Annotated in this window: 19 protein-coding genes; 8 read left to right on the top strand and 11 right to left on the bottom strand. The window is 74.1% G+C overall.

Annotation, left to right across the window (positions count from 1 at the left end; genetic code table 11):
* Positions 1–217: 217 nt before the first annotated feature.
* From lipA to ACFYZ4_RS07025, 3 genes are all read right to left on the bottom strand, one after another.
* Positions 218–1,168 carry a lipoyl synthase gene (gene lipA / locus ACFYZ4_RS07035; protein WP_351303336.1) on the bottom strand — a complete coding sequence of 317 codons (951 nt, stop codon included), beginning with the start codon at positions 1,166–1,168 and terminating at the stop codon, positions 218–220.
* A 110-nt stretch (positions 1,169–1,278) separates the two neighbouring features.
* On the bottom strand, positions 1,279–2,079 hold the full coding sequence (lipB, locus tag ACFYZ4_RS07030; RefSeq protein WP_351303339.1) for a lipoyl(octanoyl) transferase LipB: 801 nt from the start codon (positions 2,077–2,079) through the stop codon (positions 1,279–1,281).
* Positions 2,080–2,155: 76 nt separating this feature from the next.
* Positions 2,156–2,488 carry a hypothetical protein gene (locus ACFYZ4_RS07025; RefSeq protein WP_351303342.1) on the bottom strand — a complete coding sequence of 111 codons (333 nt, stop codon included), beginning with the start codon at positions 2,486–2,488 and terminating at the stop codon, positions 2,156–2,158.
* A 173-nt stretch (positions 2,489–2,661) separates the two neighbouring features.
* On the opposite strand from ACFYZ4_RS07025, the gene ACFYZ4_RS07020 reads away from it, so the two are divergent.
* Complete coding sequence (locus ACFYZ4_RS07020) at positions 2,662–4,101, top strand: regulator (protein ID WP_351303345.1); 1,440 nt, start codon at positions 2,662–2,664, stop codon at positions 4,099–4,101.
* Positions 4,102–4,152: 51 nt separating this feature from the next.
* On the opposite strand, the gene ACFYZ4_RS07015 is transcribed toward ACFYZ4_RS07020, so the two are convergent.
* The 3 genes from ACFYZ4_RS07015 to ACFYZ4_RS07005 form a co-directional block, all read right to left on the bottom strand.
* Positions 4,153–5,424: an NAD(P)/FAD-dependent oxidoreductase gene (locus ACFYZ4_RS07015; protein WP_390783298.1), complete on the bottom strand. Its 1,272-nt coding sequence runs from the start codon at positions 5,422–5,424 to the stop codon at positions 4,153–4,155.
* 231 nt (positions 5,425–5,655) lie between these two features.
* Entirely contained in the window at positions 5,656–6,543 is an 888-nt protein-coding gene (locus ACFYZ4_RS07010) for a TIGR01777 family oxidoreductase (RefSeq protein WP_351303351.1), read from the bottom strand.
* A gap of 48 nt (positions 6,544–6,591) precedes the next feature.
* Positions 6,592–7,344 (bottom strand): VIT family protein, encoded by a 753-nt coding sequence (locus ACFYZ4_RS07005; protein WP_390783297.1) that lies wholly within the window; start codon positions 7,342–7,344, stop codon positions 6,592–6,594.
* Between the two features lie 89 nt (positions 7,345–7,433).
* Between ACFYZ4_RS07005 and ACFYZ4_RS07000 the strand changes: the two genes are divergently transcribed.
* Complete coding sequence (locus ACFYZ4_RS07000) at positions 7,434–8,513, top strand: PP2C family protein-serine/threonine phosphatase (protein ID WP_390783296.1); 1,080 nt, start codon at positions 7,434–7,436, stop codon at positions 8,511–8,513.
* A gap of 23 nt (positions 8,514–8,536) precedes the next feature.
* On the opposite strand, the gene ACFYZ4_RS06995 is transcribed toward ACFYZ4_RS07000, so the two are convergent.
* Positions 8,537–8,788, bottom strand: a complete 252-nt coding sequence (locus ACFYZ4_RS06995; RefSeq protein ID WP_030707561.1) for a hypothetical protein — start codon at positions 8,786–8,788, stop codon at positions 8,537–8,539.
* Positions 8,789–8,895: 107 nt separating this feature from the next.
* Between ACFYZ4_RS06995 and ACFYZ4_RS06990 the strand changes: the two genes are divergently transcribed.
* Positions 8,896–9,267, top strand: a complete 372-nt coding sequence (locus ACFYZ4_RS06990) for an ArsC/Spx/MgsR family protein (protein WP_351303358.1) — start codon at positions 8,896–8,898, stop codon at positions 9,265–9,267.
* A gap of 563 nt (positions 9,268–9,830) precedes the next feature.
* Here the strand turns inward: ACFYZ4_RS06990 and ACFYZ4_RS06985 are convergent.
* Positions 9,831–10,667 carry an alpha/beta fold hydrolase gene (locus ACFYZ4_RS06985; RefSeq protein WP_390783295.1) on the bottom strand — a complete coding sequence of 279 codons (837 nt, stop codon included), beginning with the start codon at positions 10,665–10,667 and terminating at the stop codon, positions 9,831–9,833.
* Here ACFYZ4_RS06985 and ACFYZ4_RS06980 point away from each other — a divergent pair.
* Both ACFYZ4_RS06980 and ACFYZ4_RS06975 read left to right on the top strand, forming a co-directional pair.
* A complete protein-coding gene (locus ACFYZ4_RS06980) occupies positions 10,666–11,235 on the top strand; it encodes a MarR family winged helix-turn-helix transcriptional regulator (RefSeq protein ID WP_390783294.1) in 570 nt (189 codons plus the stop codon). The two genes, ACFYZ4_RS06985 and ACFYZ4_RS06980, sit on opposite strands and share 2 nt — an antisense overlap.
* Positions 11,236–11,282: 47 nt before the next feature.
* Complete coding sequence (locus ACFYZ4_RS06975) at positions 11,283–11,816, top strand: hypothetical protein (protein ID WP_390783293.1); 534 nt, start codon at positions 11,283–11,285, stop codon at positions 11,814–11,816.
* Between the two features lie 30 nt (positions 11,817–11,846).
* Here ACFYZ4_RS06975 and ACFYZ4_RS06970 read toward each other — a convergent pair whose 3' ends face one another.
* Positions 11,847–12,764: a Gfo/Idh/MocA family oxidoreductase gene (locus ACFYZ4_RS06970; RefSeq protein ID WP_351291588.1), complete on the bottom strand. Its 918-nt coding sequence runs from the start codon at positions 12,762–12,764 to the stop codon at positions 11,847–11,849.
* Positions 12,765–12,976: 212 nt separating this feature from the next.
* Here ACFYZ4_RS06970 and glnII point away from each other — a divergent pair, with 212 nt between their 5' ends.
* The 3 genes from glnII (at position 12,977) to ACFYZ4_RS06955 (ending at position 15,473) form a co-directional block, all read left to right on the top strand.
* On the top strand, positions 12,977–13,996 hold the full coding sequence (glnII, locus tag ACFYZ4_RS06965; protein WP_351291578.1) for a glutamine synthetase: 1,020 nt from the start codon (positions 12,977–12,979) through the stop codon (positions 13,994–13,996).
* 86 nt (positions 13,997–14,082) lie between these two features.
* Entirely contained in the window at positions 14,083–14,451 is a 369-nt protein-coding gene (locus ACFYZ4_RS06960) for a hypothetical protein (protein WP_390783292.1), read from the top strand.
* A gap of 425 nt (positions 14,452–14,876) precedes the next feature.
* On the top strand, positions 14,877–15,473 hold the full coding sequence (locus ACFYZ4_RS06955) for a winged helix-turn-helix domain-containing protein (RefSeq protein WP_390783291.1): 597 nt from the start codon (positions 14,877–14,879) through the stop codon (positions 15,471–15,473).
* A gap of 82 nt (positions 15,474–15,555) precedes the next feature.
* On the opposite strand, the gene ACFYZ4_RS06950 is transcribed toward ACFYZ4_RS06955, so the two are convergent.
* Positions 15,556–17,001, bottom strand: coding sequence for a PepSY-associated TM helix domain-containing protein (locus ACFYZ4_RS06950; RefSeq protein ID WP_390783290.1), 1,446 nt, complete (start codon positions 16,999–17,001; stop codon positions 15,556–15,558).
* Between the two features lie 79 nt (positions 17,002–17,080).
* On the bottom strand, positions 17,081–17,770 hold the full coding sequence (locus tag ACFYZ4_RS06945) for a hypothetical protein (protein WP_390783289.1): 690 nt from the start codon (positions 17,768–17,770) through the stop codon (positions 17,081–17,083).
* Positions 17,771–17,867: the final 97 nt, after the last annotated feature.

Here is a 17,867-nt window from a genome sequence, read left to right as displayed (position 1 = left end):
ACGTCGGCAGTGCGTGTAGCGAGCGTGGGCGCTGCGGTGGGTGCGTACCGCGGCGTGTGCGGTGCGTGGACCAAGCGTCACTGATTGGTGTTACCAGCGCATGACCTGGCGGTCAAACGTGACGAAACATTGACGCGGCCCGCCGGGCTCTTCCTTGAAAGAGCCTAGGGGCCGCGTCGCTGCGGTGTTACCGACTAGTAAGCTTTTGTGCGCGAGTTCACACGCTCGCGGCGCGCTTCTCCATCGCCTGGTTGTAGAGACGACCCGCCCGGTACGAGGAGCGGACCAGCGGGCCCGACATCACACCGGAGAAGCCGATCTCCTCGGCCTCCTTCGCCAGCTCCACGAACTCGGCCGGCTTCACCCAGCGCTCGACGGGGTGGTGCCGCGGCGAGGGACGCAGGTACTGGGTGATGGTGATGAGCTCGCAGCCGGCCTCGTGCAGCTCCTTGAGGGCCTGCGAGACCTCCTCGCGCTCCTCGCCCATGCCCAGGATCAGGTTCGACTTGGTGATCAGGCCGTAGGCGCGGGCCTGCCGGATCACGTCGAGCGAGCGCTCGTAGCGGAAGCCGGGGCGGATCCGCTTGAAGATGCGGGGCACGGTCTCGACGTTGTGCGCGAAGACCTCGGGGCGGGAGGCGAAGACCTCCTCCAGCAGCTCCGGGACCGCGTTGAAGTCGGGGGCCAGCAGCTCGACCTTGGTGTGCCCGCTCTCGCGGCCCGCCGTCTGCTGGTGGATCTGGCGCACGGTCTCCGCGTACAGCCAGGCACCGCCGTCGGCCAGGTCGTCGCGCGCGACGCCGGTGATGGTGGCGTAGTTCAGGTCCATGGTGACCACGGACTCGCCGACACGGCGCGGCTCGTCCCGGTCCAGGGCCTCGGGCTTGCCCGTGTCGATCTGGCAGAAGTCACAGCGCCGGGTGCACTGGTCGCCACCGATGAGGAAGGTGGCCTCGCGGTCCTCCCAGCATTCGTAGATGTTGGGACAGCCGGCTTCCTGGCACACCGTGTGCAGTCCTTCGCCCTTCACCAGGGCCTGCATCTTGGTGTACTCGGGACCCATCTTCGCCCGGGTCTTGATCCACTCGGGCTTGCGCTCGATGGGCGTCTGGGCGTTACGGACCTCCAGGCGCAGCATCTTGCGTCCGTCGGGTGCGACTGCGGACACGACCGGCTCCCTGTGACTTCGATTGTTCGGGCGCCCACCAGGGTACGCCCGTAATTTCGTACGCTCTTACGTCGGCCAACCTGCGAGGGGGCGGCCGCATTCCCGGGGTGTCAGGCGCCCGCCACCGGCTCTACGTCACGGGGCCGCAGCTCCGCGTGCTCCAGTACGTCCTTCAGGTGCCGTTCGACGACCGGCAGCACCTCGGCGATGGTGATCTCGCGGCCCAGTTCGTAGGAGAGCGAGGTCACACCGGCGTCCCGGATGCCACACGGCACGATCCTGTCGAACCAGGTGTTGTCCGGGTTCACGTTGATCGCGAAGCCGTGCATCGTGACGCCCTTGGCGACCCGGATGCCGATGGCGGCGAGCTTGCGGTCCTCGCGGCGCTGGCCGGCGTTGGACGGCGCGTACTCGGGTCCGTTGAGCCGGGCGTCGAACTCCTCGTCGTTCAGCCGCGGGTCGAGGTCCAGCGAGAGCCCGCCGATCATGGGGCGGTCCTCGACGGGGTCGCCGAGCACCCAGACTCCGCTGCGGCCCTCGACCCGGGTGGTCTCCAGGCCGAACTCGGCAGCGGTGCGGATCAGCGCCTCCTCCAGGCGGCGGACGTGCGCGACCACGTCCACCGGGCGGGGCAGCTTCATGATCGGGTAGCCGACCAGCTGGCCCGGGCCGTGCCAGGTGATCTTGCCGCCGCGGTCCACGTCGACCACGGGCGTGCCGTCGAGCGGACGCTCGCTGGGGTCGGTGCGCCGGCCCGCCGTGTAGACCGGCAGGTGCTCCAGCAGCAGGCAGGTGTCCTCGACCTCGTCCGCGAAGCGGGCCGCGTGCACCCTGCGCTGCTCTTCCCAGGCCCGGGTGTACTCGACGGATTCCGGTCCGAAGCCCAGATGGACAAACCCAAGCTCAGCCACCGCAGCGCCTCCTCATTGAACCTGCTGTGTGCACGTACTTCACTGAGCAAGGGTACGGCGACCCGTTCGGGCCCCTTCAGGGCCCCGGGTCGGGCTCCGCGGCGGGTCCTGCGGCGGGCCCCGGCGCGAGCTCCTGGGCGGGCGGCGGCGGGGGCCACGGCAGCTGCTTCGGACGGCGCCGGCCCTTCGTCGGCCGGTCCGGGTCCTCGTCCGCGCGCGGCAGCCGCCGGTGGCCCTCCGAGTGGTCGTTGACCCAGCCGCACACCCCGCACGCGTACCGCCCGTCGAGCCCCGCGATGTAGGTGCCGCAGCGCCGGCACTCCGCCTCGGTCAGTTCGGGCGGGGGCAGCGGGGCGGTGGATTCGGTTCGCTCCTCGGGGAGGTGCGCCCCGTGGGGCCGAGGGGTCATGGTCCGCAGCCTATGCGGGCGGAGGGGGTCGGTCCGTAAAGGGCCCTACTCATTCTGCACACGATCGGATGAATGTGGGGCAGAGAGGGCGGCATGAGGGAAGTTCGCCGCTACATTCACGCCGTTCACAGGGCCGGGACTCCGGTCCGTCACGTCAGGAGACCGTGGAGCCGATGACGGAACGACCTGCCCAGCGCGTCCCCAACCGGCAGCTCGCGGCGCTGATCGCGGAAGCCGGGTTCTCCAACGCCGGGCTCGCCCGCCGCGTCGATCAGCTCGGCCTGGAACACGGTCTCGATCTGCGGTACGACAAGACCTCCGTGACCCGCTGGCTGCGCGGGCAGCAGCCGCGCGGGACCACCCCCGCGCTGATCGCCGAGGTGTTCACCCGGCGCCTGGGGCGGCGGCTCTCCGCGCAGGACCTGGGGCTGGACGCCTGCGCACCCGTGTACGCGGGGCTGGAGTTCGCGGCCACGCCGGAGGAGGCCGTGGACATCGCGAGCGGGCTGTGGCGCAAGGACTCCGGCTCGCACGCCGAGCTCCGGAAGATCGCCTTCACCCCGGCCGGGCTGGTCGTGCCGAGCCGGGACTGGCTGATCGGGCGGCCCGACGAGCGGGTGGGCCGGGGCGCGGATCCGGCGGCGGCCCGCGTCCCGCTGCAGGGCCGGGCCACGGTGCCCCGGCAGCGGCAGATCGACCGGGGGCCCGGGCAGCGGGTGACCGGCGGGGACATCGCCGCGCTGAGATCGGTGAGCGAGCTGTTCCGCACCCTCGACCACGCCTACGGCGGCGGCCACGCCCGGCAGGCCCTGGTGCGGTACCTGGAACACGAGGCGGAGCCGATGCTCCGCGGCACCTACGGGGAGACCACCGGGCGCCGGCTGTTCTCGGCCGCCGCCGATCTGACCCGGCTCGCGGGCTGGACCTCGTACGACATCGCCGCGCACGGGCTCGCCCAGCGGTACTTCGTGCAGGCCCTGCGGCTCGCGCAGGCCGCCGCCGACCGCCCCTACGGCTCGTACGTGCTGGTCACCATGAGCCGGCAGGCGGTCTACCTCGGCCACGGCCGGGAGGCGGTGCAGCTGGCCCGGGTGGCCCAGCAGGGCGTGGGCTCCGGCCCGCCGCCGGTGGTGCAGGCGCTGCTGCACTCGGCGGAGGCGCGGGGGCACGCGGTGCTCGGCGAGGTCCGGGCGTCGACGGCCTCACTGGTGCGGGCCGAGCGGGCGCTGGGCGCGGCCCGGCCGGGGGACGACGTACCGCACTGGGCGCGGTTCTACGACGAGGCGCAGCTCGCGGACGAGTTCGGGCACTGCCACCGGGACCTCCAGCAGTACCGGGCCTCGGCCCAGCACGCGGAGCGGTCCCTTCAGCTGAGGGCGCCGGGGTACGCGCGGTCCCGGCTGTTCTGCCGGGTGGTGCTGGCCACGGCCCGGCTGGGGCTGGGCGAGCTGGACCAGGCCTGCGCGCTGGGCGCGGAGGCGGCGCAGCAGGCGTCGGAGATGCGGTCGGTGCGGGCGGTGGAGTACGTACGGGACTTCGAGCGGCGGCTGGAGCCGTACCGGGACGCGTCGGCGGTGCGGACCTACCGGGACCGGGTGGCGGCGTTGTCGTGACGCAGTGCGGGCCCGGCCCCCGAGGGGGACCGGGCCCGGGCCGAGTGGTTCTCAGGCCGCCACCGGAAGTGCGGGCTCCGGGGTGGCCGGGAGAGGGATGCCGAAGTCGCGAAGGAGGGCGCCGGTGGCCCGGCGGGCCGAGCGCAGGGCGCCCTGGACGGTGTTGGTGTCGCGGTGGTCGCCGCACACGTACAGCCCGGCCAGCACCCGTACCGGGCGCCGCAGGTCGTACGGCGGGGGCATGGCGGGGACCGCCTCGGGCGTGTGGTGGACGGCCAGCAGCTCCCACTCCCGGGTGGCGGTGTCGTAGAGCCGGGCGAGGCGCGAGGCGACCGTCCGTACGGGCGGTGGCGGTCCGAGCACGGTCGTGGTGACCAGGCTCCGGCCGGCCGGAGCCCGCGTCGGGTCGACCGCGCTCATCACGGCGGTGTGCGAGACGGGCCACTTGGGGTCCGCGTCCAGGAGCAGCGAGCCGTCCCGGGACAGGGGCGTGGCGGTGGCGTGGTGCAGGACTGTGACCTCGTGGAAGGCGGGCACGCGCAGGCCGGGCAGCAGCTCGGCGGCGGCGCGCGCGCCGGTGGCGAGGAGGACGGAGCGGCAGCTGAAGTCGCCGTGCTCCTCGGTGGTGACCAGGTTCGTCGCCACCGAGCGGACCCGGACGCCGGTCCGGACGGTGCCGGGCGGCAGGGCGGCGGCGAGCAGGTCGGGCAGGGCCGCCGCGCCGCCCTCGGGCACGGCGAGCCGGCCGCGGGCGAAGGTCCGCAGGGCGAGGTCCGCGACCCGGCTGGAGGTGGTGAGCTCCGGATCTCGGAGCAGGGCGGCGAGCAGGGGCCGGAGCACCCCGTTGAGGGTGCGCGGCGGCAGCCCGCGGGAGCGCAGGGCGGCGTGCGCGGTGCGTTCGGGACGGGCGAGCAGTTTGTCCTCGGGCAGGGCGGCGAGCCGGCCGAGGGCGGCGCTGAGCCGGGCCTGGTCGAGGGAGCCGCTGGCCAGGGCCCGGGCCGGGGTGAGGGCCCCGGCCCGCAGCTGTTTGCCGTCGGTGTGGACCAGGACCCCGGGCACGAACGGGCGCAGGGTCAGGGCCCGCAGGCCCGGGGTGCGTTCGAGCTCCGTGTACGAGGTGTTGAGCAGCTGGCCGATCCGGTCCAGCCGGAACCCGTCGGCCGACTCCGTGGCCATCCGGCCGCCGGGGTCGTCCGCGGCCTCCAGGACGGTGACCGTGACCCCCGCTGCGATCAGGTGCTGCGCGGCCGCGAGTCCTGAGACTCCGGCTCCTACGATGACGACGTCCGCATGGTGCGCGGCATGGTGTGCGCTGCTGAGCACGTGCCCCTCCCCGAGGTCGGCGCGGCTGTGTGGGGATCCTCCTTCCCCCAACCGGCTCCACGGGAACCCGAGTTCGGCTGGGTATTACGGTCAACTCCGGTCGCACGGCGGTCGCATAAGGGTCACGAACGGTCGCACGGCGGTCGCACGCGGCGCGGCTCTGCCGGGGCTGCTCTCCCGGGGCCGCTCCCCCGGGTGGCACTCGCGGCACTCGGGTACGCCGTCGGCCGTTCAGAGGGCGGCGCGGATCGCCTGCTCGATGCCGGGGTCGCGGAAGACGAAGCCGGACTCCAGCAGCCGGGCGGGGCGGGCGCGCTGACTGCCCAGCACGTCCGCGGAGAACTCGCCGAGCACGATGCGCAGGGCCGGCGCCGGTACGGGCAGCAGCGCGGGCCGGTGCAGCACCCGGCCCATGGCCGCGGTGACCTGGCGGTTGGTCAGCGGCTCGGGGGCGGTGAGGTTGACGGGGCCTTCGATGCCGGGGGTGTCGATGATGTGGCGCAGGGCCGCGACCTCGTCCCGTAGGGAGATGAACGGCCAGTACTGGCGGCCGTTGCCGAGCCGGCCGCCGAGACCGGCACGGAAGAGGGGGAACATCCGGCCCCAGGCCCCGCCCTCGCGGGCCACGACCAGTCCGGTACGGGCGTAGGCGGTCCGGATCCCGGCGTCCCGGGCGGGAGCGGCGGCCGCCTCCCACTCCACACAGACCGAGGGCAGGAAGCCCTGCCCGGCGGGGGCGTCCTCGTCCACGGCCCGGTCGCCGGTGTCCCCGTAGTAGCCGACGGCGGAACCGCTGACGAGCACGGCCGGCGGCGCGTCGAGCGCGGCCACGGCCCGGGCGATCGCGGCGGTTCCGAGCACCCGGCTGTCCCGGATCTCCTTCTTGTACGCGGCCGTCCACCGGTGGTCCCCGACGCCGGCTCCGGCCAGGTGCACGACGGCCCCGCAGCCGGCCAGCCCCGCGGGGTCGACGTACCCGCGCGCGGGGTCCCACCGCGCCTCGTCCCCGGCCGCCGGCTCCCGCCGCACGAACCGCACCACCTCGTGCCCGTCTGCCCGGAGGGACCGCACGAGTGCACTTCCGATGAGCCCGGTCGCCCCGGTGACTGCGATACGCATGCGGTCATTCTCTCTCGCGCCCGTCACCACACGGCGCTCCGCGCCCGCTCAGGTCGTGCCGAGCCAGGTGCCGACCGCGTAGGTCACGGCCATGGCCAGCGCGCCCCCGCCCACATTCCGCACCACCGCGCGGAGCGTCGGCGCCCCGCCGAGCCGTGCGCTGAGCACCCCGCACAGGGTGAGCGCCGCGAGAACGGCCACCACCGTCACCGGCACCCGCGCGGACGGCCCCGGCAGGAGGATCGCCAGCAGCGGCAGCACCGCCCCCACCGTGAAGGCGATGAGACTGGCGAAGGCCGCGTGCCACGGGTTGGCCAGTTCGTCGGGGTTGATCCCGAGTTCCACCCGGGCGTGCGCCCGCAGCGCGTCCCGCCGCGTCAGCTGCTCGGCCGCCTCCCGGGCCACCCCCCGGCTCAGCCCCCGCTCGGCGAGCAGGTCGGTGAGTTCGTCGAGCTCCGCCTCCGGCTCCTCGGCCAGCTCCCGCCGCTCCATGTCCAGCGCGGCCCGTTCGGAGTCCCGCTGCGAGCTGACGGAGACGTACTCCCCCGCCGCCATCGACAGGGAGCCCGCGAGCAGCCCGGCGACCCCCGCCGCGAGGATCGCGGAGCGGGAGGTGGTGGCCCCGGCCACGCCGACCACCAGGCCGGCGGTGGAGATGATCCCGTCGTTGGCTCCGAGCACCCCCGCGCGCAGCCAGTTGAGCCGGGTGCTGATCTCGGCGCTCTGCGCACCGCCGCCCGTTCCGTGCGCCTCGATGTGCGCCTGGCCGGGTGCCTTCCCCGAGCCCTCGTTTCCCGTCACGCCACCACTTTCCCGGCCCGGACCGTACGAGGCCACCCGGCGGGCCGGTCCGGGGTGCGCGGGCCGGGCCCGCGTACCAGGGTGGAAGGGTGAGACGCGGACGCGAGGAGCCTGGCAGGCTGCGCGGGGAGCCGCCGCCGCGCTGGGCCCGGATCGCGCCCGCGGCGGCCCTGGTGGGGCTTGTGCTCGCGCAGGCGCTCACCCCGGGCGCGGAGCTGGGCTTCTTCCTGGCGGGCCTGCCTCCGGTGGCGGCCTTCGCGTACGGGGCGGGCGGGACCGCGGTCTTCGCCGCCGTCGTCCTCCTGCTGCTGGGGCTGCCGGCCCTCGGCGTCGGCCATGCCCGCGGCACGGACCTGGCCACGGTGGCCGCCGTCGGGGTGCTGAGCGTGGTGATCGCCTGGGTCCGGCAGCGCCGGGACGCCCAGCTGGTCAGCGTGCGGACGGTGGCCGAGGCGGCCCAGCTGGCGGTGCTCCCGCCGGTGCCGGAGCGGGTGGGCGCGGTGCGCTGCTCGGGGCTCTACCGGGCGGCGCAGCGCGGCACCCTGGTCGGCGGCGACCTGTACGACGTACGGGCCGGCCCGCACGGCGTGCGGGCGCTGGTCGGGGACGTGCAGGGGCACGGCCTGGCGGCGGTGGGCACGGTGGCGGCGCTGCTCGGGGCCTTCCGCGAGGGCGTGATCGACGACGGCGGACTGGCGGCGGTGGCGGTCCGGCTGGACCGGCGGCTGGTGGCGGACGCGAAGGCGGCTTCCGTCGAGCACCCGGAGCTGTTCGCGACGGCGGTGCTGCTGGAGTTCCCGCCCGGGCTGGACCTCGTACGGATCGTGTCGTGCGGGCATCCGCCGGCCCTGCTGCTGCGCGGGGCGGTGGTGGAGGAACTGGTGGTGGAGCCGGGGCCGCCGCTGGGCCTGGGGTTCACGGGGCCGCCGCCGGTGGTGGCGGAGCTGTCGCTGCGGCCCGGGGACCAGCTGCTGCTGCACACCGACGGCGTGACCGAGGCCCGGGACGCGGCGGGGCACTTCTACCCCCTGGCCGCCCGGGTGCCCGTGCTGGCACGGGACCCGGGGGGCCTGGTCCGGGCGGTGTGGCGGGACCTCGCGGCCTTCACGGACGGCGGTCCGCGCGACGACGTGGCCCTGCTGCTGCTCTCCCTGGACGGACCGGGATGACCCGGCGGGGCGACACCGTTCCTCTACGACTCCTTGATGAACGCGCGCACCATCTTGCAGGTGACGTTCGACGGCCGGTGGATCCCCGTCCGGACGGCCATCGTCCGGATCTTCCGGTTGGTGGCGCGCCGGGGGTCGTACGTCCCCGAGTCGAGCAGGGATATCGCCAGCCGCATCGCCTTCAGGCGGCGGTTGTGGCTCTCGTACCACTCGCGGGGCAGGCCCGCCGGCAGCGGCTTCTTCTTGACGGGCTGGACGGTGGTGGCAGTGGCCATCTACAGCCTCCCAAACGGTAGTTGGCTTCCTGTCGTTCTCCCTCGATTTTACCGGGGACCACTGACAAAAGCCCCTGGCCAGACCGGCCCTGGATAGGGTTGGCGGCATGGAGATCTGGATCAATCCCGCGTGTTCCAAGTGCCGCAGCGCACTGACCCTGCTGGACGCCGAGGGCGCCGAGTACACCGTGCGGCGGTACCTGGAGGACGTGCCCTCCGAGGACGAGATCCGCGAGGTGCTCGGCCGGCTCGGGCTGGAGCCGTGGGACATCACGCGCACCTCGGACCCGCTGGCCGAGGAGACGGGCGTACGGGACCTGCCGCGCGAGGCGACCGACGCGGCGCGCGGGCGGTGGATCGCCCACCTGGCCGCGCACCCGAAGCTGATCCAGCGCCCGATCATCACCGCGGAGGACGGCTCGGCGGTGGTGGCCCGCTCCGAGGAGGCGGTCCGCGAGGCCCTCTCCCGCGGGGCGTAACCCCTGCGGGGTCGCTCGGCACGGGAGGCTCGGCTGCACCACGGGTCGGCTGCGCCGCCGGTCGGCTGCGCCGCTTGGGCGGGGTCGGGGTGGGGGCCGGTTGTGCCGGGGCCGGGCGCGCGCCGGGGTGTCTCCTCGGACGCCGAACGTGGCGAGGGGTCGGAGAGATCGGCCCCGAGGCGTTCGGCGCCCTGCGGGGATCACCCCGACACACACCCGACCCCGGCCCAACCGGCCCGGTTCGATCCCCACCCCGGCAACCCTTCGGCTGCGCCGCACCCAATTCAGCCTCGCCGGCGTTTGAGGCGCGGGGTCCGGGGCGGAGCCCCGATCTTTGAGCCGCATCATCCAGCCTCGCCGCACCATCCAGCCTCGCCGGCGTTTGAGGCGCGGGGTCCGGGGCGGAGCCCCGAGCTTTGCGCCGCGCTATTCAACCCGGCCGCACCACTCCCACCCGCTCACCATCCAGCCCGCCCGCACAATCCAGCCCCTCCGGCGTTTGAGGAGCGGGGTGCGGGGCGGAGCCCCGGTGTTTCAGCCTCGCCGTGTGGGGCGGAGACCCGTCACAGCCGGTGGGCGATCGGTCCCGCCGCCGTCAGGGGCAGGGCGTGGTGCGCGACCCCGGGCAGGACCTCGACCCGCGCCCCCGGCAGCGCCGCACCGGCGGCCCGGCCCACGCGGCCAGCGTCATGGCAGCGGGCGCGCTCCGCCATCAGGACGTCGACCCGCATGCCCGGCGCCGCCGCGAGCGCGGTCAGGTCCGGGCGCGGCCCGGTGACCGGGCGGACGGCGGGGAAGCGGGCGCTCGCGTCCTGCAGCCGCAGCCAGGCCGGGGCGAGGGCGGCCCCGCGGGTCTCCCAGCCGAGGAAGGCGCGCATCCGCTCCGGGGTGGGCCGCACCAGCACGGGCAGTGCGCGCAGCACGTACCCGGGGCGGAGCCCGGCGAAGACCTGGGTGGGGTCGATCAGCACGAGGCGGCCGAGCCTCGCCGCGCGCCCGGCGGCGTAGTGGGCGGCGATCCACGCCCCGTACGAGTGGCCGCCGAGCGTCACCGGCCCGCGCGCGCCGAGCCCGCCGAGCCCGTCGAGGACCGCGTCGAGCCAGCCGACCAGGTCCGGGACGGACCGGATCGCCCGCCCGGGCTCCGGGACGCTGAGCCCGGGGTCGCCCACGAGGTCCACGGCGTGCATCCGGTACGTACGGGCGACCCCGGCGGCGGCGACGGCGCCCCACACGGCGGAGGTGGCCCCGCCGCCCGGCAGCAGCACCAGCGGCGGGGCTCCGGCCGGGCCGCAGCTGTTGACGCGGGTGGTCCCGTACGGGGTGGGCAGGTCGACGGCCTCGACGGGCCCGGGCCACTGGCCGAGCGCCTCGTCGTAGGCGGCGCGGAAGGAGGACATGGCGCGCTCCAGTCTCTCGCTGGGCGATAATCTCGCTCAGCGAGAGATCCTAGACGGAGGCGATGTGACCGACAACCAGGAACCCGACAACCTTCGGCTGGTGCACCTCCTGCGGGCGGTGACCGTCGAGTTCGGCCTGCGCCAGGCGGAGTTCGCCGCCCGCAACGGCATGCACGCCACCGACGTACGGGCCCTGATCTGCCTGCTCGACGCGGCCCGCGCGGACGAACCGGCCACGGCCGGCCTGCTGGGCGCCCGGCTCGGCCTCAACTCGGCCGGCACCACCGCCGTGATCGACCGGCTGGAGCGGCTCGGCCACGTGGCGCGGGTCCGCGACGAGCGCGACCGGCGGCGGATCCTGCTGCGCGTGGAGCCGGCGGCGATCCGTCTGGGCCGGGAGTTCTTCGGCCCCCTGATCGACGGGGTGCTCCAGGTGCTCGACGGCTTCGACCCCGCCGAACGGGACACCGTACGCCGCTTCCTGACGGCCACCCACGCCGTGTTCGCGGCGGCGGGCACGGCGGCGGGCGCGGCGGCCTTCATCTCGCCCCCACCTCGCACCTCGTAGGGTGGCTTACGTACCAAAGCTGGACGAAGCACACCAAAGGACCCGTCGTGAACGAGCAGCAGCAGCCCCAGACCAGCCCCGGCGCGCGTTCGGTGCCGCCGGCGCGGCGGGGCGCCGACTGGATGTTCGGCGGGGTGTACGGGACGGTCCTGGCCAGCGGACTGCTGGCCGCGCTGGACCAGAAGGGCGGGGACTTCACCCCGTACTACGACGCCAGCTGGGTGCTCGTCACGGCGGCCACGGCCGCGCTCGCGCACGGCTACGCCCACCACATGGCCTCCCACCGGAAGGACTCCGCCTCACACCGGTGGCGGCTGCTGGTCCTGGCGCTGTGGCACGAGTGGCCGATGATCGCGGCCACCCTCCCCACCGTGCTGCTGCTGGTCGTGTCCGGGCTCGTCGACTGGGACTCGTACGGGGTGACCGCCGTCGGGCTCGGCCTGAACACCGCGCTGCTGTTCGCGTGGGGTTCGGTCGTGGCGCTCCGCGTGGGCTACCGGATGACCTCGGCCCTGCTGATCGGCCTGGCCGACGCCACCATCGGCCTGGCCATCATCGTGGCGAACGCGGTCATCAAGTAGGGCGGGGCATCCCGTCACGCGGCCCCCGCGTCACTCCCGGAGCTGCACCTCCGCCTCCGCGAGGATCTCCGTCAGCCGGGCCCCGAACTCCGCGCCGCGCGGATCCGGCACGCCCGTGCGGGCGGCGGTGAGGAGCGCGTCCAGGGCGCGGCCGTAGGCCCCCGGTACGTCGCTCCAGCCGGGCAGCTCGTACACGCCCTCGGCGCCGCGCAGTTGCAGGCCCACGCCGGCGGCCGCGCGCGGCGCGCCCAGGCTGAGGACGGCGGTGCTGGCCGCGCCGGAGGTGTGCCGCAGCGCCAGCTGGACCACGTCGGAGGGGCCCCGGGTGGCGCTGATCCGGGTGACCTCGCCGAGGACGGGGATGAGTACGGAGAGCGCGTGCGGGCCGACGTCCCACAGCCCGCCCTTGGCCTTGCGCCAGGGTGAGTCGGCGTACGCGCTGGGCGTGCCGTCGGGCGGGAAGACGGCGCCGAGCCAGTGCGCGGCCGCGGTGAACCAGCCGGAGCGTCCGGCCTGTTCCTCGACCCAGCCGGCGGTGGGCTCGGCGAAGCGCAGGGTGAGGAAGACGACGGAGGCGACGCCGTGGCGGGCGGCCGCGTCGGCGACGGCCCTGGCCTCCTCGACCGTCGTCGCGACGGGTTTGTCGAGCAGCAGGTGGCAGCCGGCGGCGGCCGCGCGCACGGCGAGCGGGGCCTGGACGTCGGGGGGCAGGGCGAAGGCCACGGCGTCACACTCGGCGAACAGCTGGTCGGGGTCTTCGTACACCTTCACGTCGTGCGCGCGCGCCAGTTCGGCCGCGGCCTCGGGCCGGCGGCCCCATACGCCGGCGAAGTCGGAGCCGGGGTGCGCGGCGAGGGCGGGCGCGTGGGTGCGGTGCGCCCAGGGACCGGTGCCGAGCAGTCCGACCCGCGGTCGGGGCTCTCCGATGGGGTTCAAATCAGACGAAATGCTCACCCGCTCAGTCTGCCCCACCCGGACGGGCGTTCCACCCCCAACCCGCTCGCAGCCCGCACAACCCACCCGACCTGCGGCGTAAACCTCGGTAACACGGGGTTCACACATGGGCAACGGAAGGGAAATCGCGGGCGGGCACGCTGCGGTCATCACCGCAGCGAGGAAGCAGCGACCAGCAGCACCCGCAGAGTCTGAGGATGGGGCCCGTGAGCTACAAGGCTGAGTACATCTGGATCGACGGCACCGAGCCGACGGCGAAGCTTCGCTCCAAGACGAGGATCCTCTCGGACGGCGACGCGCTGCCGATCTGGGGCTTCGACGGATCGAGCACCAACCAGGCCGAGGGCCACGCCTCCGACCGTGTGCTCAACCCGGTCTTCTCCTGCCCGGACCCGATCCGCGGCGGGGACAACGTCCTCGTGCTGTGCGAGGTCCTGAACATCGACATGACCCCGCACGAGTCGAACACCCGCGCGCTGCTGCGTCCGGTCGCCGAGAAGTTCGCCGCGCAGGAGCCGATCTTCGGCATCGAGCAGGAGTACACCTTCTTCGACGGCGCCCGCCCGCTCGGCTTCCCGGTCAACGGCTTCCCGGCGGCACAGGGCGGCTACTACTGCGGCGTCGGCTCGGACGAGATCTTCGGCCGCGACATCGTCGAGAAGCACCTGGACCACTGCCTCGCGGCGGGCCTGAGCATCTCCGGCATCAACGCCGAGGTCATGCCCGGCCAGTGGGAGTTCCAGGTCGGCCCCGTCGGCCCGCTGGAGGTCTCCGACCAGCTGTGGATCGCGCGCTGGCTGCTCTACCGCACCGCCGAGGACTTCAACGTCTCCGCGACGCTGAACCCGAAGCCGGTCAAGGGCGACTGGAACGGCGCGGGCGCGCACACCAACTTCTCCACGAAGGCGATGCGCGAGCAGTACCCCGCGATCATCTCCGCGTGCGAGGCCCTGGGCGAGGGCAGCAAGCCGCTCGACCACGTGAAGAACTACGGCGCCGGCATCGACGAGCGCCTGACCGGCCTGCACGAGACCGCCCCCTGGAACGAGTTCAGCTACGGCGTCTCGGACCGCGGCGCGTCGGTCCGCATCCCGTGGCAGGTGGAGAAGGACGGCAAGGGCTACATCGAGGACCGCCGCCCGAACGCGAACGTGGACCCGTACGTGGTGACCCGCCTCATCACGGACACCTGCTGCACCGGCCTGGAGAAGGACGGCCTGGTCTGACCCCCGCTCCCCCGAACCACCCCGACGCCCGCCGCGCCCCCACAGGCCCGGCGGGCGTTGTCAGTCCCCCGTGCCACGGTGAACACATGATGCCGATCAGGATCCAGACGGAACGCGACGAGTCCTACGAACGCCCCTCGCGCGGCACCTTGTCCGAACTGGTGGAGCGCATCGGCGCGGACGGCGACCACTTCGTCATCGTCGAGCGCCTCGCCGCCGACCCGGACGTCTACATACAGGTGTGGCACGACGCGGGGGACGACTACCAGCTGGAGCACCGGGACGGTTCCGCCGACCGCCACTTCCAGGCGTACCTGCCCACGGCGGCCGAGGTCGTCGAGGTCATGGCCCGCTGGGCCCGCCAGGAGAAGGCCTGGGACCTCGGCCCCACCTGGCGGCGCCTGGACCTTCCGGCGGATGAGGAACCGGCGCGCGATTCCCGCGTCGGAGGGTGAGGGCTCACGTCGGAGCGGGGTGGGGGTGCCCACGATGCGATACGGGTGGTGGAGGTGGACTGACGCAAGCGGCTGGGGGCTTGATGAGATTGTCCCGATTTGGCGTGCGTTTGCGACGGAATATGAGATTCCGATCCATGATATGAGACGTGGCCTGCCCGCGGGACATGACATCTGCTTGAATGGGGCCATGGCCAGCCACCCGCACACCTCGTCAGGTCGCAGCGACCTCGAGCCGTTCTGGCCCTCCCGTCAGGATCACGATTTCGACCGGGAGTGTTGCCGCGCGAAGAACGCGCCGGCCCTCTAAAGCCTCCGGGAACTCCCCTCTGACCTTCCCTCAGGCCTTCGGTCTGCGCGGTGCGACATCGATGACGTACGTACGTCTCCCTGCCGACCCTTCCGCGTGAAAGAGCTGACCACTCATGGCGAACACCCGCACCCTCATCACCTCCGCTGCGACCGCTTCCCTCCCCTATCCGCCCCCTCCGCGCCACCGGCTGCGTTCCGTGGACCGGGACGAGGTGGCCCGGGTCGTGGACCTGCTCCCGCCGGGGGCCACCTGGCTGCCCGCGCCCCAGCACACCCTCCCGGCGCTGCCCGGCCAGCCGCCGATGATCGGCTACCTGGTGCTCGTACCGGCCGACCAGCAGCCGCCCATCGGCTTCGCCCCGCACACCGTGGCGGCCCCGGCCGCGCCCGTCCCGGTGCCGGCCCCGGCCGCGGCCGCGCCGGCCGGTGACGCCCTGGTCCGCATCGACTCGGCGCAGCGCACCGCCGAGGTCGACGGCCGGGTGCTCGACCTGACGTACCTGGAGTTCGAGCTGCTGGCCCACCTCGTGCAGCACCCGCACCGGGTGCACAGCCGGGACCAGCTGGTCACCACGGTCTGGGGCTACGGCCACGTCGGCGACGGCCGGACCGTGGACGTCCACATCGCCCGCCTGCGCCGCAAGCTGGGCGCGTCCCACCGCGGCACGATCCAGACGGTGCGCCGGGTGGGCTACAAGTACGCGCCCTGAGCGGCCGGTCGATCCGGAACGACGGTGGGCCCGTACTCCCCGGGGGGAGTACGGGCCCACCGCGCTGTCGGCGGCTGCGCGGCTACGCGGTCGCGGCCCGGCGGCGGCCCGCGACGAAGCCCAGCAGGACGTCGACCACGAGGAAGACGACCAGGCTGATCCCGAGCAGCGGAATGAACCAGCCGACCACGGCCGTCACCGCGACCAGCGGCAGGAGCGTGGTCACCGGCAGCTTCCGCCAGGCACCGCGCGGCTGCGCCCGGCCCACGGACAGCTTGCGGTCCTTCGTCGGCCGGCGCAGCCACCACATCCGGTAGCCCCAGAAGACGAGGAACATCACGGCGACGGCGAGCGCGGCCAGCGCGATCTGGTTGGCGAGACCGAAGGTCTGGCCCATGTGCAGGTCGATGCCGAAGCGGGTCATCTTGGCGAGCAGGGGGTAGTCGGCGAAGCGCAGTTCGTCCATGACCCGGCCGTCGGCGGGGTCGACCGCGACCGCGTCGAAGTGCACCGGCACCTGCTTGTCCTGCTCCTTGACCACGTACCCCTTGCCCTTGGCGGGCAGGGTCACCCGGATGGCCTCGGTGACTCCGGCCTCCCGGGCGGCGGCGACGGCCTGGTCGAGGCCGACGTCGGCGGTGGGCGCGGGCGGCGGGGCCATCGGCGTGCCGTCGGGCATGGTGTGCCCGGCGTGCTCGTCGGAGCCGGAGTCCGCGCCGGCGGTCAGCTTCGCGGAGACGGCGGGCGTGGCCCCGCCCAGGCTGTCCTGGAGCTGCCCGATGTTCTCGCCGGCGTACTTGGACCAGGTCAGGCCGGTGGCGGAGAGGACGACGAGTCCGGCGACGGCCCACAGGCCGACGGCCCCGTGCCAGGACAGGGTGCGGCGGCGGCCGGTGGCCTTGCGGTCCGGGAGGACGAGCAGCGCCTTGCGCTTGCGGCGGCGGCCGATCCACAGGGCGAGACCGCCGAGCGCGACCACCCACATCCAGCTCGCGGCGAGTTCGCTGTAGTTCCGGCCGAACTCCCCGAGCTGGAGGCTGGAGTGGAACTCGCTCAGCCAGGCCCGCAGGGGCAGCGCGTCACCGGCGGTTTCGAGCTGCCCGCGCACCTCGGCCGTATACGGGTCGACGAACACGGTGAGGGTCTGGCCCTCGGCGAGCCCCTCGCTCTCCATGATCACCCGGGTGGTGGCCTCGGCGTCGGGGGCCGGCCACACGGACACGACCGATCCCTCGGGGGCGGCGCCCTGGGCGGCCGCGACCTGGGCGCTGAGCGGCAGGGCGCTCTCGCCGACGCGGGCGACGGTCAGCTCGTCGGCGTAGACGATCTTCTCGGCCTGCCAGGAGGCCGCGTAGAGCAGGCCGGTGGCGGCGGCGAGGAAGAGCAGCGGGGCGATCAGCAGGCCCGCGTAGAAGTGCATGCGCAGGAGCAGCGGCCGCAGGGCGGACCAGCCGCCGCCGCGGCTCTTGGGTGTGTCGGCCGGGTCGGCGTCCGGGGTGCGGACGTCCTGAACCTCGTCAAGAGACATGGTGGTTCCTCGGTGTGGGCGAAGACATGGGGACATCGGCCCCAGGTCTCGCCATCCCTCTCGCCGAGGGAGCGCCGGGTCAGGCGCGAGCAGGACGGCCGGGGGCCGTGAAGCGGGGGAGCGGACCCGGTCCGGGCGGCCCGCGGCGCACCACGGCATGGGCGTGCACGGCCCCGCGCAGGGCGCGCGGCCGCTCGTAGGGGGCGGGGAAGACGGGCGGGGCCGGTACGGCGGCCGCCCGCGCCCGCACCAGGGCGAGTGCGCGGGCGAGCGGCCGGGCCGCGTGCAGTGCGGCGGCTCCCAGGGCCCGGGCCAGCCGGAAGACGGCGGCCTCGCCGCGCGCCAGCCAGGCGGCGCAGAGCAGTCCGGCGAGCAGGTGCGCGGCGATCATCCCGAAGCCGCCGTGGGCGGCCATGTCGGCCATCCCGGCCATGTCTGCGGTGCCCGCCATGTCGGCCATGCCGGCCATCCCGTGGACGTCCGCCATCCCCGCCGCGTCCGGCATGTCCGCCGTGCTCGCCATGTGCGCTGCGCCGGGGCCGCCGGCAGCCATCGCGCCGCCCGCCTCGCCGGCGGGCACGTGGTGGTGCCCCTCCATCGCGCCGTGCCCCGCGGTCTGGCTCCCGGAGAAGAGGAGGTGCAGTACGCCCTGGACGGAGAGCACGGCCACGGTGATGCCCACGGGGCCGCGCCGCCGTCCGGCGGCAAGCCAGGCGAGCCCGCCGGTCACGGCGAAAGCACCCAGAAGGCCGGCCAGGGGAACATCCATGCCGGACATGTACGAATGCCCCGCCGCACCCAAAGCGACACACATCGCCGCGAATATCGCGGCCCGCGTGGCGCGCAGGGGCGCAGATTTCCGGGAC

It is taken from the genome of Streptomyces sp. NPDC001513, from assembly GCF_042894695.1.
GTDB lineage: Bacteria > Actinomycetota > Actinomycetes > Streptomycetales > Streptomycetaceae > Streptomyces.
The sequence above is the reverse complement of the archived record's forward strand: the minus strand, read 5'-3'. Positions and strand labels throughout refer to the sequence as shown.

Bases quoted from the DNA above. Each gene is read 5' to 3' on its own strand.
- ACFYZ4_RS07025 (WP_351303342.1), bottom strand. From the start codon at position 2,488: ATGACCCCTCGGCCCCACGGGGCGCACCTCCCCGAGGAGCGAACCGAA.
- ACFYZ4_RS07020 (WP_351303345.1), top strand. From the start codon at position 2,662: ATGACGGAACGACCTGCCCAGCGCGTCCCCAACCGGCAGCTCGCGGCG.
- ACFYZ4_RS07010 (WP_351303351.1), bottom strand. From the start codon at position 6,543: ATGCGTATCGCAGTCACCGGGGCGACCGGGCTCATCGGAAGTGCACTC.
- ACFYZ4_RS06995 (WP_030707561.1), bottom strand. From the start codon at position 8,788: ATGGCCACTGCCACCACCGTCCAGCCCGTCAAGAAGAAGCCGCTGCCG.
- ACFYZ4_RS06990 (WP_351303358.1), top strand. From the start codon at position 8,896: ATGGAGATCTGGATCAATCCCGCGTGTTCCAAGTGCCGCAGCGCACTG.
- ACFYZ4_RS06980 (WP_390783294.1), top strand. From the start codon at position 10,666: ATGGCGCGCTCCAGTCTCTCGCTGGGCGATAATCTCGCTCAGCGAGAG.
- ACFYZ4_RS06985 (WP_390783295.1), bottom strand. From the start codon at position 10,667: ATGTCCTCCTTCCGCGCCGCCTACGACGAGGCGCTCGGCCAGTGGCCC.
- ACFYZ4_RS06960 (WP_390783292.1), top strand. From the start codon at position 14,083: ATGATGCCGATCAGGATCCAGACGGAACGCGACGAGTCCTACGAACGC.
- ACFYZ4_RS06955 (WP_390783291.1), top strand. From the start codon at position 14,877: ATGGCGAACACCCGCACCCTCATCACCTCCGCTGCGACCGCTTCCCTC.
- ACFYZ4_RS06950 (WP_390783290.1), bottom strand. From the start codon at position 17,001: ATGTCTCTTGACGAGGTTCAGGACGTCCGCACCCCGGACGCCGACCCG.
- ACFYZ4_RS06945 (WP_390783289.1), bottom strand. From the start codon at position 17,770: ATGGATGTTCCCCTGGCCGGCCTTCTGGGTGCTTTCGCCGTGACCGGC.